Below are 12,951 nucleotides of genomic sequence, written 5' to 3' on the forward strand. Positions count from 1 at the left end.
CGAACTGTTCACCGTCATCGCCCACCACACCCGACCCGGGCCGGTCCCACCACCCAGGAACGGAGCTGGCCGGTGATGGGTGGGGACGCGGTGCGGGACGCGCCGCGACCGCTGACAGCCGGTGAGGTGGCGGACCCTGGTACGGGTCGCGGACACGACGGCGCACCGGCGGGCGCGCCAGGGCCGGGTGCCCGGCTCCCGGACGGAGGGGAGCAGGCAGCCATGAACGAGGAGTGGGAGAACCGGCCGCTGACGGCCGAGGAGGAACGAGCCGTCGAGACCCAGGGCCGCTGGGTGGCGATGCGCATCGCCTGGGAGGAGGAACTCCGTTCCCGGGGCGAGCCGGTTCCGGACCCCTTCGACAACGTCGAGTGGGGCGACTGAGCCGCCCACGAAGCGGTGGCCACCGTCCCGTATCCGGTCAGGACGGTGGCCACCGGCTCACGTTCCCCGCTCGGGGAGACCACGACGCGTCAGATGTTGCCGGGACCGGCCCCCGACGCCACGATGGCCGGGACGTCCTCGGCCGGGTCGAGCGAGTACTCGTAGGGGACGGGATCGACGTCACCGCTGGTCTCCGGCTCCCCGGAACCACCCGCGTACACGTTGTCCCGCGCCACCAGGCGACCGTCGTCGGAGGACCCGTAGCCCACGTGTGTGGGGTGCTCGACGTCGTCGAAGTAGTTGCCCTCGACCAGCACGCCCGCGTCCTGAGTGGAGGCCACGCCGTAGTCGTTGCCGACGTAGTAGTTGTTGAACACGTGCACGGTCTCGCCGAACCGCACGCGCGGGTGGCGGCTGCGGGAGCCGTCGAAGAAGTTGTGGTGGTAGCTCACCCGCAGGTGGCCGATGTCCTCGGTGTGGCCGTCGGAGTGGCCGAGCAGCATCGTCTTGTGGTGGTCGAAGAAGTGGTTCCACGACACCGTGACGAAGTCCGACTCGCGCTTGACGTCGACGGCCCCGTCGCCTCCGTTGGTGAAGCTGTTGTGGTCGATCCAGACGTTGGTCGACCCCGACTGGACGTTGACGGCGTCGTCGTCCCAGTTCGCGAAGGCGATGTTGCGGATGATGACGTTGTCGACACCGCTGACGTTCAGTCCGCCGCCGATGATCTCGGCCCCGTCCAGACCGATGACGGTCGTGTCGGAGGGGACCTTGGTCATCCCGGACAGTTCGACGGAACCGCTGACCTGGATGATCCGGGGACCGTCGTGGTCGAGGGCGTCGCGGAGCTCTCCGCCGGAGGAGACGGTGACGGTGGGTCCGCCCTCACCTCCGGTGGTGCCGCCGTTCTCGCCCGCCCACCCGATCGGCTGGTCGGCGGCGGCCGGGGCCGCGGTGGGTTCGGTGCTCGGCGTCTCGTTCGGCTCCTGGGCCGGTTCCTCGGTCGCCTCCTCGACGGGTTGGTCGACCGGATCCTCGGCGGGGTCGTCCGCCGTCGGACCCTCGTCCGACGGTTCCTCGGGCCGCTCGTCGGCGGGCTCCTCCGCCGGGGCGCCGGACCCCGCGCCGAGGTTGCAGGAGACGTCGGTGGGTTCGGCGTTCCCGTCCGGGAAGGACGCCTGGAAGCCGAACGCGGCCGTCGCCCCGTCCGCGAGGGTCCCGTTCCATCCGGCGTCGCCCACCCTGACCGACGAACCGTCCTGGAGGTGCTCGCCGTTCCAGGCGTTGCCGATCTCCTGCCCGTCGGGGAAGGTCCACGTCACCGTCCAGCCCTCGGCCGTGGCGCCGGACGTGTTGGACACGGTGACCTCGCCGATGTAGCCGCCGTTCCACTCGTCGGTGACCCGGTAGTCGGCCTCGCAGTCGGTGGACGACGACGCGGCGGAGACGGGTTCGATCTGGTCGTCGTTGTCGGGAAGGAACATGAGGCCGATGGGGAGCGCTCCCACAACGGCCGTGGCACCCGCCGCGAGGACGAGGGCGCGGCGCCTCCCGCCTCGGGACCTGGCGCGCCTTCGGGGGTTCTGCTGCGTTGAATCGCTACTCATGGGGGTCGTGCTCTCCTTGGAGGGGCTCGAAGAGTGGTCACCCGAAGCGTCACGGGGAGGCCGTCGTTCCGGTGTGGGGCCGGAGTGGGGTTTCGGGCCTATCGCACCCGTGGATCGAGTGACGCCGAAAACGTGAATCACGTAGGGCGCGAAGGACGCTACGGGCCGTGGGGAACGGTGTCAACCACCCCTCCGCGGCGAAGGACCGTGGTCCCCGCGCCACCGGAAGACTTTCGATCACATGCCACCAGGTCAGTCCGCCGGGCGCAGCTCCACCCGCCGCAGGAGTTGGGCGTTGAGCGCCACGATGATCGTGGACAGGCTCATCAGCACGGCGCCGACGGCGGGCGCCAGCACGAACCCGATCGGCGCGAGCACCCCGGCGGCCAGCGGCACGGCCACGACGTTGTACCCGGCCGCCCACACCAGGTTCTCCCGCATCTTCCGGTACCCGGCCTCCGACAACCGCCGGACCGACAGCACCCCGCGGGGATCGTCCGATGCCAGGACCACCCCGGCGGACTCGATCGCCACGTCGGTACCGGCCCCGATCGCGATCCCCACGTCCGCCCTGGCCAGCGCGGGTGCGTCGTTCACCCCGTCGCCGACCATCGCCACCAGGTGCCCCCGGCTCTGGAGGTCGCGCACCACGGCGTCCTTCTCGTCCGGCAGGACCTGGGCGAACACCTCGTCGAGCCCGAGCCGCTCCGCGACCGCGTCGGCGACGTTGCGGGCGTCGCCCGTCACCATCGCCACCCGCACCCCGGCCGCCCGCAGCTCCCGTACCGCCTCCTCCGACTCCGGCCGCACCTCGTCGGCCAGCGCGACCGCGCCGACGACCCGGCCGTCGGCGACCACGTGCAGCACGGAGTCCCCCCGCTTCCGCCACGGCCGGGTCCGTTCCGCCAGCTCGTCGGGGACGGTCAGGTCCAGCTCGTCCAGGAGGGACGGGCCGCCGACGTGGACGGTGCTCCCCTCGACCTCGGCCCGGACACCGCGCCCGGTGAGGGAGCGGAAGTCCGTGGCGGAGGGGACGCCTGCCTCCTCCTGGGCGGCGCGGACGATCGCCCGCGCGAGCGGGTGCTCGGAGTCGGACTCGGCCGCCGCCGCCAGGGCCAGCACCCGGTCGGCGGACTCCCCCGCCACGGCCGCGGCGTCCCGCACGGCGTGCGTCCCGCTGGTGAGCGTGCCGGTCTTGTCGAACAGGACGGTGTCCACCAGGCGGGTGCGCTCCAGGGCCAGGCGGTCCTTGACCAGGATGCCGTCGCGCGCGGACATGGCGGTCGAGATCGCGATGACCAGCGGGATCGCCAACCCCAGGGCGTGCGGGCAGGCGATGACCAGGACGGTGACGGTGCGCTCGACCGCCTCGTTCACCAGGCCGAGGACGACCCACACGGCCGCCGTGAGCACGGCCACCCCGAGCGCGAACCAGAACAGCAGGGCGGCGGCCCGATCGGCGAGCGTCTGCGCCCGTGAACGCGACGACTGCGCCTCACCGACCAGTCGCCGGATCCCGGCCAGGGTGGTGTCCTCGCCGACGGCGTCGACCCGGACGCGCACGGAGGTGTCGGTCGCGACGGTCCCGGCGACCACCCGGTCGCCCTCGGCGCGCGTGACGGTGCGGGACTCGCCGGTGATCATGGACTCGTCCACGGCGGCGGTGCCCTCGGTCACCGTCCCGTCGGCGGGCACCCGGCCGCCGGAGCGCACCAGGACGGTGTCCCCCTCGCGCAGGTCGGTGGTGGCCACCTCCTCGGTGCGGCCGTCGGCGTCGATCCGCTCGGCCCGGTCGGGCAGGAGCGCGGCCAGGGCCTCCAGCGCCCCGGACGCCTGCCCGAGCGCCCGCATCTCCAACCAGTGGCCGAGCAGCATGACCACGATGAGCAGGACGAGCTCCCACCAGAAGTCGAGCCCGCGCCCGACGACGCCCAGGGTGGCGAGCAGGCTGGACACGAAGGCGACGGTGATGGCCGTGGCGACCAGCGTCATCATGCCGGGCCTGCGGTCGCGGAGTTCGCCGACGACCCCGGAGAGGAACGGCCACCCGCCGTAGAGGTAGACGACGGTGCCGAGCACCGGGGCGACCCAGCCGAACCGGTCGGGCACGTCGTAGCCGAACCAACCGGAGATCATGTGGCTGGTGAGCACCACGGGGAGACTGAGCAGCAGACTCCACCAGAAGCGGACCCGGAAGACCGCCGCGTGGTCCCCGTGTCCTCCGTGTCCCGACGCGTGTTCACCCGCTGACATGTCGACCTCCCCGGGCCAACCTACGGAGAGGGCGCCGCCGGGCGGGGCTCCCACGCCGGGGCCGCCGTCAGGAGCCTCGGCTACTCCGGTCAAGGGGCCGATCGATACCCAGGGCCTTTGTGGTGCAGGTTCTCCTGGTCGAAACCCGTCTACCAGGGCTTTGCGCCGCCATCGGAGCCACCACGGCACCATCATGTGACCGCAACCAACATCGTCAGAACGGAAAAGGAACAGCACTACTCAACCGCAGAAGTCATTCCTGCAGCGGTCGATGAACAAGCGGGCGATCGTCGTTGTCAAATCGAGAATCGGGCTCCCACTGAGCGCTTTTCATCCTGTCTCGCGGAGTTGAAGCACGAGCACGGCTCGGGTGATCTCCTCGGACCGGTACGGGCAGCACCGCAACCGGCGCAGGACACCCCAGTTCTTGATCTGGGCGATCGCCCTCTCGCCGGTGTTGCGGAGCTTGACGTGGTCGGAGTTGGCGTCCTTCTTCCACTGCGGATTTCCTCGGCCCTTGAACGGGCAGAACACGACCTGCGACAAGCCCACGTATCCCTTGTCGCCCGGTCCCAGCAGCCCGGCGGCGATGCGCTCGGCGATCCTCCACACCCGTGCGGCTCTGACATCGTGCACCGACCCCAGCAACGACCACGAGGGCCACCGGGGTTCACCGTCCGGTGCGGCCACCACCTGGACGTTCATGCCGTGCTGCTTGTGTTTGCCCGAGTAGAACGGGCGGTCAGCTCCCGCGCGGTCGCAGGCGATGAGGGTGCCGTCGACGATGACGTAGGCCCAGCCGTGACGTCGTGAGCGGCGTAGTCCCTGTTCCAGGGTGGGCGCCTGCTGGGCGAGCAGGACCGTGGTCTCGCGCACGCATGCGCCAGGCGGTCGTGGTACCCACCCCGAACCCTGCCGCGACCTGAGTGAACGGCTCCCCCGTGTACAGGTGGACCAGCACGAGCAGGACTTGCTGTGCCGGGTCCAGACGCCGCCACCGGAAAGGGGTGTCCTCGCGGTGGATGCGGATGGTGCGGGCGGCCAGGTTCGGGGTCCGGCGTGACAACGGCAGCGCGGCAGGACAGAACAGCATCAGAGCCCTTGGTGTGGCAGGTTTTCTTGGTCGTTAACCCACCTACCAGGGGCTTCTTGCTGTCAGGGGGGTTCCGCGCGGTCGGTACACGGCTGTGACCAGCAGTTTCAGGATGAAAAGGGCTTATTCATCAAAGGACGACAGGGATTCTTCACTCAGGTCCGACAGCGGCTTCAGTATCCTGCACTTCTCCGGAGTCTTTCGCGGGATAGAGTACTCCCCGACCTCAATCGACCCAGAGGGGCTGAGATTGACCACGCTCCCTCTCCTGTAGATCAGCAACAATGGCTCGAAGGGATTCGCGAACTCGGGCATTTCATCGCCCCGGTCCAGCAAAGCAGCAAAATGCAGAGACCACTCTATCGTCTTGAACGTGTAGTATGTACCCCCTTCCGGCAGCGAGTTGACCACATCTCGAACCTTCGCCTCGGGCGCACGAAAACTTGGATCAACAGACTCGGCGATATCATAAAATGGCCAACCGGACTCCCTGTACTCTGAAGCCCAAAGTGCAGCCCTCCTCAGATATTCTTGAAAAAGGCGCACCTGGGATTTCCTCGAATCGGCCGAGGAATCCCACATAATCTCCTTCGCCCAGTTGCAAAAGTTCTCGAACTCACTCATTTTCTATACCCCTCAAAGATGGCCAAAGCAACCTCTTCCGCGTTTGTCAGGTCCTCATTAAGAGCAATGTCGGGCTCATTCCACCGCCCTCGGTAATGCCCGAAGGGATCCGCCTTCCCTTCGGACCGAGAAACATCGTGGGCTCCATAGTACTCTGAGTTGGGCCTGTAGACGACCTCTTCATAGACATCGTCCCACTCCCAATTTGATGGGTGCGAGGAATTGTACGGCATGCCCCACTCCATGAGCTTGCTCTCAATAGCTTCGTGCTCGATCCACCTTCTGAAGAATTCTTTCTCAGAATCTGGAACCTTCCCCTGTGTTGCCTGCTCCCACCAGTTCGCAATGTGACCCATCGGAGTGAATCTACCCCGACTGACCTCATTTGCCCCGACGGCAACATCATGGTCCCTCAAAAAGATGTGCTCTTTAATGCGATTCACTACACCCCGATCGACACCTGTGAGTTCGGAAATGGCTTCAACATCACCGGTGGCCTCCCTGATTCGCTCATAAGCCTTAGCGTGTTCAACGCTATCAGGGATTTCGATGTATGCCACACCGTCTTCGTCAAACCATCTTCCGGAAGCATCTGTACTACCAAACTCAACAAGATCACCCCACTTGTCCTTGACCATGGCAGGCTCAACCGTATTCGGATCAGGCCCGTCCGGTGATCCTGGTTTATCCCCAGTAACCGTGCCGTCTGTTTCGGTTATAGATTGCGGCTCTGGCGAGGGCGGTTCCCCGGACGAGAGGGCCTCGCCCTCATCCGGGGAAGGGGCGCGGTCATCATCATCGTGGCCGTCATCATCGCCGCCACTCCCGGTGCGATCCCTGGGAGGCTGGTCGCCACCGCCGTCGCTGCCACCGTCGATGGTGGATTCTGGACGTCCAGTCTTCTCATGAGGACCGTCACCAGTCTCCTGACCGTCCCTGAGTTCCTCTGTCCGCTCCTCCCGCTCAGGCCGACCCTCCCCATCAGAGCGGGGCCAGGTGTCCTCGTCGTCAGACCGGTTCGGGGGTGTACCGCCGTTCTGGGGCGGGGACCCCTCATCCGATCGCGGGGTGGTCGGGTTCGGTGTGATCGACGTTCCATCCCCACCCGTCGACGTCGAGCCGTTCGGGTTCGGGGACGGCGCGTCCGGTCGGGGATCGGGGGCGGGCCGGAACTTCTCCGGGTCCAGCAGAGAATCCCGTGCCCCCTCCATCTCACCGTCGAACCGCTCACTGGTCGAGCTTCCCCCAGCCTCGAAGTCCGACTGCTCCCTGACCGGTTCGCCCCAGGAGTGTCCACCAGACGTGGACGGACCGTTCCTGTCGTGGCCGGAGAAGAAGCCGTCCCGACCTGTGGGGACATCGACCTCGATGCTGGCCACGGCCCCCAGACCCGACACGGTCTTGATGAGCTTGAGCGGAAGCCCACCGGTGAGCATCACCGTGTTGAAGACTGTCGTGGCCTGGTGGTACTCCGGGTCCTCCTCACGCCGAGACCATGCGGTGAAACCCTCCCGGAACTCCGCACCGGTGTTCTGGATGTTGTCAGTCCACCGATCCCAGGAGGCGCCCCAGCAGGGTTCGTCCCGCCTGCTCCAGTCGAACAGCCACCCCTCCTCGTCATGGATCCCCACCAGGGCGGCCGCATTCATCCCCGCGTCCCCGAGATTGACCCCGGCGTTACGCACCTGGCCCCACGGAGTGAGCGTCCACCCCCGGTCAGGGCTCCACACACCCACGGTCGTCGCCAGCCCCACTCCGGTACCCCACAGGCCGTCGACCATGAAGACGTCCCAGGCGGCCTGACCGGTACTGTCCTCAAAGGTCATGAGGGAGGGGTGGAACTCGGTTCCCGCCCAGGCCGTGGCGTCGTCGAGCAGGGCCTCGGGGCTGGGAACGGTGATGTCACCGGCGTCCGGAGGCAGCCCGTACTCGACGATCTCCGGCCCGTGCGTCGTGCCGGGCGCAGCGTAGAGGGTTCCTCCGCACAGCGCGGCGATCGTGTTGGCGCACGTGATCTCCGCCTCGTTGAACGTCTCCCAGGCGGTGTTGACCTCGGACTTGAGCCGGATGTTCTCCTGGATCGCCAGGGAATCCGTCTCCTCGTCGTTGGTCAGCCACCACCACTTCCTGTCACTGTGCCGGTTGACGAAGCTCTGCGCCTGCATCCTGAGGTTGTTCAGGGACCGCCGGGCGGTCTTGGCGGCCTCGGCCAGGTCCTCCAGCGCACCCGCGACGGTGTCCAGGTCAGCCTGGAGGTCCTCGCCCCGGGTCACCATCGGGTTCATCTTGGCGAAGAGCTCCTCGCTCTCCGGCGCCTCGTAGTGGGCCTGCAGCCCCCGCCACGTGGAGCGCATGTCCTCGGCCTCACCCGCGAGGTTCTCTCCGCCGGTGCGCAGCTTCTCGGCGGCGAAGTTGAGTGACCAGGTGTCGGTCAGGGGATAGGGGATGGCTTCCGGATCGATGAGGGTGAAGGGGTTGGGGTCTACCCCGTCCTGGGGGGTGGTGGGCTCGAAGCCTCCGGACGTGGTCACACCGGGCCTCCCATGCGGGCGGGTCCGTCCTCACCCAGATCGAGGTTGGCGCCGGTCCCGGCCCGTTGCTGTGCCGTGAGCGCCATCTCCTCCTGACCGTCCTGATAGGCGAGGGTGGCTTCGTTGGCTCCCACGACACAGGACAGGCCGCGGGTGAGCATCGCGTCCGTCTCGCTGGTGAAGTGACCGAGGAAGCTGGACAGGGCCTCCTCCACCGGAGGACTCTTGGCGTTGGTCAGCGCCATCTCGATCCCGTCCGACGTGGAATCGATGGTCGAGGTGAAACCGCCACCGTCCAGACCCAGTTGGTCGCTCACATCGTTCAGGAGGAGCGCCACCTCGTAGACGTTGATGTTCCACCGGCTCATCGGGCTCCTCCCTCAATGGAGGTGGTGAACCGGTGGGGAGCGAACTCGGGGACGACGTCGGCCGGTGGGGAGACCGTGCCGCGGGCCTCCGCCATGCTCTGCTCGGTGGCACGGGCCCTGAGCAGATCCAGCGAGGCACGGACCCCCTCCAGCGGCCTGGCCATGCGCTCGCGTACGGGTCGGCGGAGGACGTCGATCCGGTCCTCGGCGCCGGTGGGGCGGAATGCCCCCGGTCCGTTCTCCGCCGAGAGTGAGTGACGCTCACCTGTCTGTTCGGAGGGGACGACCCCTTCCTCGGGCGGCTCCACCAGCTCGAACTTCATCCCGTCGCTCTCCTTCACCGCTTTACGGACATTGCATCCGCTTTATGGAGAATTCCGCAGCAGTATGCACATAGACGATGACGGCCTCTCGTCGGTTCCGCTCCCGACGGAGGGCCTCACGAGCCGGAAAAATGCACGCTGAGCAGCGGGTATACCGAGAAACCATTGGCCGGGAGCCCTTCGGTGACGCACACCACTTCCCTGACCGCATGTGGACACGAAGCGGACAGAGCGCGAAATCCCTTCATGTCATTCGGGCGAAGGCCGTGACGGTGCGCGGTGGCTGGCAGAAGACACGACCCCCGGAACCGCGTGGGGTGAGTATCCGGCTGCTCAGTTCACCTTCGACCGGCCGCAGCCAGGTGGGCGGTCTGACGTTCGACCAACGCCAGATCCTGGAGCGGCGCCTCGGCGTCGCCCAACACCGGGTACCAGACCGCCTGCCGCTCCCCCTCGCCCAGGACGGTGCCCCTGATCGGCCCCGCCTGGGCATAGCCGCGGCCGATCTCCGCGAGGCGCCCGGGGCCGATGGCGAACCCGACCTGAACGGCCGTGCCCGTCCACCTGGGCTCGAAGGTGGTGTCGCGCCGCCCCGCGAGGCGGCGCACCCGCAGTCCGTCCAGGAGATCCTCCCGCGCGAGCGCCTCCACCACCGAGGGGAGCGCATCGAAGGGGACGGCGTCCTCACCGGAGAAACCGATCACCACGGAGGCCCGTTCCAGGACTCCCTGCTCCCGCCACGCGACCCTGAGCTGACCGGAGAACGGGTGGCCGACATCCAGCGGCCCGGCGAAGAACAGAACCACGGCCCTGGGTTCGCGCCGACGGACGAACTCGGTCAGCTGTTCCCGGTCCCACGTCCGGACCGCGGGCTCGTGGGGACCCCACGCGGTGGGCCCGGGTCCGGCCAGATGCTCGGCCAGGATCTCCACGATCCGCCCCGGCCGCCGAGGGTCCTCCGGACGGTGAATCGCGGACACGTCCACCACGAGCTGCACCCCTGTGGACTCGGACATGTCCTCCACGAAGCCCTGTACTGGCTCGGCGTCGGGTTCCCTCGCACCCCAGTTCAGTCCGACCGGTTCCTTCTCCGGACGGAATCCGAGCCCGTCGTCCCAATGCACCGGCAAACCGGTGATCCCGTCGTAGTGGCCGCCCTCCTCGTCACGCACCACCCACCGGCCCATCGGCCCGGTCAGGTAGGTCCGTACCCCGTAGGTCAGCCGCGCCGTCGACGGGGTCAGCACCTGGAGCAGCTTGTCCCCACGGGTGGCCACGACATCGCTGATCCAGGACGAGAACGGCACCACGGGGCGATCCTGGGCGACGACGAGAGCCCTGGTCGCGGTGCGCTCGACCGCCGGGTGCTCCGGCTCCTCCCACAGCCCGAAGTCGGCCGTCCCCGACGTCCACACCGCTCCCCCGAGCCGCGACGCGAGCCCGTCCGCGAACCGGTGCGCCACCTCCCTCCCCGCCTCGTCGGGACGGGCGCGTGTCTCCACCCACCAGAACCGCTCCGGCAGACCGGCGACGACGTCCGGACCGAGCAGGCGCACGACCTCGCCCGGCTCCTCCACCAGGCGACCGGGTTCGAGCGTGGCCAGAAGCCGCTCGTCCCCGTCCCGGATCTGTAGGACATGGGTGTCCTCGTGCCGGTGGAGCCACAGGTCCGGATCGACGTCCTGGAGGGCCTGGCGGATCGTCCGCTCGTCCGGCTTCCCGACGACCAGCGCCACCACGTCGTAGCTCAACGGCACTCCTTACGGGGGTGAGGTGCGCGAGGTTCGGACCCGTCGGCGGGGGCGCGCAGCGGGTCACTGTTCGCGAAGGAGCATAGCCAAAGCGTCATCAACGCCCCGTTCGCCCCCATATCCCCGGTTACCCGGCGTCGGCCGGGTCGGCGTCCAGCAACCCGTTGAGCAGGGCCAGCGCCGTCGTCCGCAGCTCCTCCTCCCTCAGCGGATCGGCGGCCCCGACCCCGGCGAGGGAGTCGAACAGCGCCCCCTCGACCCAGTTGAGGAACGCGCGGGTGTGCCTCCTCGGCGTCGGAGAGCCCAGCGCGGCCATCAGCCCGTCGAGCATGTCACGGAACCGCTCGCCCAACCGGTCGTAGATCTCCCGCAGCTCCGGGTTCCGCCCCGCCTCCAACGCCAGCTCGTAGCGGGCCAGCGACCGCTTCCGGTCCCGGGTGACGGACGCCCTCAGGAAGACCGCCGCCAGCCGCGCCGTCTCCTCCCGGCTCACCTCCGCGAGCCGGAGGAGCGGCACCGTATCCCTCTCCTCCTGCTCGACCAGCCAGGTCAGCGCGGTCTCGATCAACCGCAGCCGGGTGCGCGCGTGGTACGAGGTCGAGCCCGGGGGCAGCCCCGCCGCCTCGTCCACGGCCCGGTGCGTGAGGCCGCGCAGCCCCCGGTCGGCGATCAGCTCCAGTGCGGTGGCGGCGATCAACTCCACCCGCTCACTCGGGTTCGGCACGTGCCGACCTCCTTCCCCCATCGTCTCTACACTTGTAGAGTAATGGCTCTACAGATGTAGAGGACAAGCCCGGCGAGGGGGAAGTCATGGGGAAAGCCGTGGTCATCGGGGGCGGCATCGGCGGCCTGACCGCCGCACGCGCGCTGCTGGCGCGCGGATGGGACGTCGAGGTCCTGGAGAGGAACGACCTCGCGCCGGTCGGCGCGGGGCTGGCGGTCGCGCCCAACGCCCTGCGCGCGCTGGACACCGTCGGCCTCGGCGACGCCGTGCGGGGGCGGGCGGCGGTCGGTTCGGGCGGCATCCGCAGCTGGCGCGGCCGGTGGCTCGCGCCGACCAACGTCGACGAGGTACGCGAACGCTTCGGCGACACCATCGCGGTGGTGCCCCGTGCGGAGCTGCTGGGCCTGCTGTCCGGCGGGAGCGGCGCCCCTGTGGTCCACACGCACACCCACGCGGCGCTCACCGACGCGGGCGGGCCCGACCGTCCGGCCCGCGTCACCTCCGACGACGGCCGCGAGTGGACGGCCGACCTGGTCGTGGCCGCAGACGGCATCCGGTCGGCCACCCGCACGGAGCTGTTCCCCGACCACCCCGGCGCCGTCTACTCCGGGGCCACCACCTGGCGCCTGATCACCGACGGCACCGGTGTCTCGGTGTCCGCCGAGTCGTGGGGGCCGGGCGGATCGGTCGGAGTCATGCCGCTCGCCGACGGCCGCGTGTACCTGTACGCGATGAGCCGGGCGCTCCCGGACGCGCACGTTCCCGACGAGCGCGCCGAACTCCTCCGGCGATTCGGCCACTGGCACGATCCGATCCCGGCCGTCCTCCGCCGGGCGGATCCGAGGGCGGTGCTGCGCAACGACGTCTGGCACCTGCCCACCCCGCCGCCCGCCTACCACGGCGGCCGGGTCGCGCTGCTCGGCGACGCCGCGCACGCGATGACCCCGAACCTGGGGCAGGGCGCCTGCCAGGCGATCGAGGACGCCGTCGTCCTGGCCCACGCCGTCGGCGGGGGCTCCGCCGTCCCCGCCGGCCTGGCCGCCTACACCTCCGCCCGGCTCCCACGCGCCTCGGGTGTCGTCCGCCGCTCCGCGGGCGTCGGCCGGATGTCGATGATCGGCAACCCGATGGCCCGGGCGCTGCGCGACAACGGGATCGCCCTCACCACCCGGCTCCTGCCCCGCCTGTTCTTCGGCCCCCTGGAGGAGACCTTCGGCTGGCGTCCCCCGGCGGACGGGAACCGTTCCGCCCGGTCCTCGCCGGACCGGAGCTGACGCGCCCCGTACACGCGAA

10 protein-coding genes and 1 pseudogene are annotated in these 12,951 nt (G+C 69.0%); 2 read left to right on the forward strand and 9 right to left on the reverse strand.

All coding sequences use genetic code 11. The features are described 5' to 3' along the window. The first annotated feature begins 222 nt into the window (after positions 1–222). The gene (locus DVR05_RS27120; RefSeq protein WP_198659260.1) at positions 223–384 is read left to right on the forward strand and encodes a hypothetical protein; all 162 of its coding nucleotides are present in this window, start codon (positions 223–225) and stop codon (positions 382–384) included. Between the two features lie 89 nt (positions 385–473). Here the strand turns inward: DVR05_RS27120 and DVR05_RS20125 are convergent, their stop codons facing one another. The 9 genes and pseudogenes from DVR05_RS20125 to DVR05_RS20165 form a co-directional block, all read right to left on the reverse strand. Continuing rightward, positions 474–1,991 (reverse strand): cellulose binding domain-containing protein, encoded by a 1,518-nt coding sequence (locus DVR05_RS20125; RefSeq protein ID WP_116247462.1) that lies wholly within the window; start codon positions 1,989–1,991, stop codon positions 474–476. Positions 1,992–2,243: 252 nt separating this feature from the next. Further along, a complete protein-coding gene (locus tag DVR05_RS20130) occupies positions 2,244–4,244 on the reverse strand; it encodes a heavy metal translocating P-type ATPase (protein WP_116247463.1) in 2,001 nt (666 codons plus the stop codon). Positions 4,245–4,574: 330 nt separating this feature from the next. Then, positions 4,575–5,337: pseudogene (locus tag DVR05_RS20135) on the reverse strand (transposase family protein). Between the two features lie 123 nt (positions 5,338–5,460). Continuing rightward, entirely contained in the window at positions 5,461–5,961 is a 501-nt protein-coding gene (locus DVR05_RS26700) for a hypothetical protein (RefSeq protein ID WP_157982484.1), read from the reverse strand. Continuing rightward, positions 5,958–8,492 carry a hypothetical protein gene (locus DVR05_RS20145; RefSeq protein ID WP_116247465.1) on the reverse strand — a complete coding sequence of 845 codons (2,535 nt, stop codon included), beginning with the start codon at positions 8,490–8,492 and terminating at the stop codon, positions 5,958–5,960. The genes DVR05_RS26700 and DVR05_RS20145 overlap by 4 nt, the downstream gene beginning before the upstream one ends. Next, positions 8,489–8,860: a DUF6507 family protein gene (locus DVR05_RS20150; protein ID WP_116247466.1), complete on the reverse strand. Its 372-nt coding sequence runs from the start codon at positions 8,858–8,860 to the stop codon at positions 8,489–8,491. Before DVR05_RS20150 ends, DVR05_RS20145 begins: the two co-directional genes overlap by 4 nt. Next, entirely contained in the window at positions 8,857–9,183 is a 327-nt protein-coding gene (locus DVR05_RS20155) for a cell envelope biogenesis protein TolA (protein ID WP_116247467.1), read from the reverse strand. The genes DVR05_RS20150 and DVR05_RS20155 overlap by 4 nt, the downstream gene beginning before the upstream one ends. 338 nt (positions 9,184–9,521) lie before the next feature. Next, positions 9,522–10,934 (reverse strand): DUF6177 family protein, encoded by a 1,413-nt coding sequence (locus tag DVR05_RS20160; protein ID WP_116247468.1) that lies wholly within the window; start codon positions 10,932–10,934, stop codon positions 9,522–9,524. Positions 10,935–11,061: 127 nt separating this feature from the next. Continuing rightward, the gene (locus DVR05_RS20165; protein ID WP_116247469.1) at positions 11,062–11,658 is read right to left on the reverse strand and encodes a TetR/AcrR family transcriptional regulator; all 597 of its coding nucleotides are present in this window, start codon (positions 11,656–11,658) and stop codon (positions 11,062–11,064) included. 86 nt (positions 11,659–11,744) lie between these two features. On the opposite strand from DVR05_RS20165, the gene DVR05_RS20170 reads away from it, so the two are divergent. After that, positions 11,745–12,932 carry an FAD-dependent monooxygenase gene (locus DVR05_RS20170; protein WP_116247470.1) on the forward strand — a complete coding sequence of 396 codons (1,188 nt, stop codon included), beginning with the start codon at positions 11,745–11,747 and terminating at the stop codon, positions 12,930–12,932. The last annotated feature ends 19 nt before the right edge of the window (positions 12,933–12,951 follow it).

The organism is Nocardiopsis sp. FIRDI 009 (genome assembly GCF_003386285.1).
In the GTDB taxonomy this organism is placed as follows: domain Bacteria; phylum Actinomycetota; class Actinomycetes; order Streptosporangiales; family Streptosporangiaceae; genus Nocardiopsis.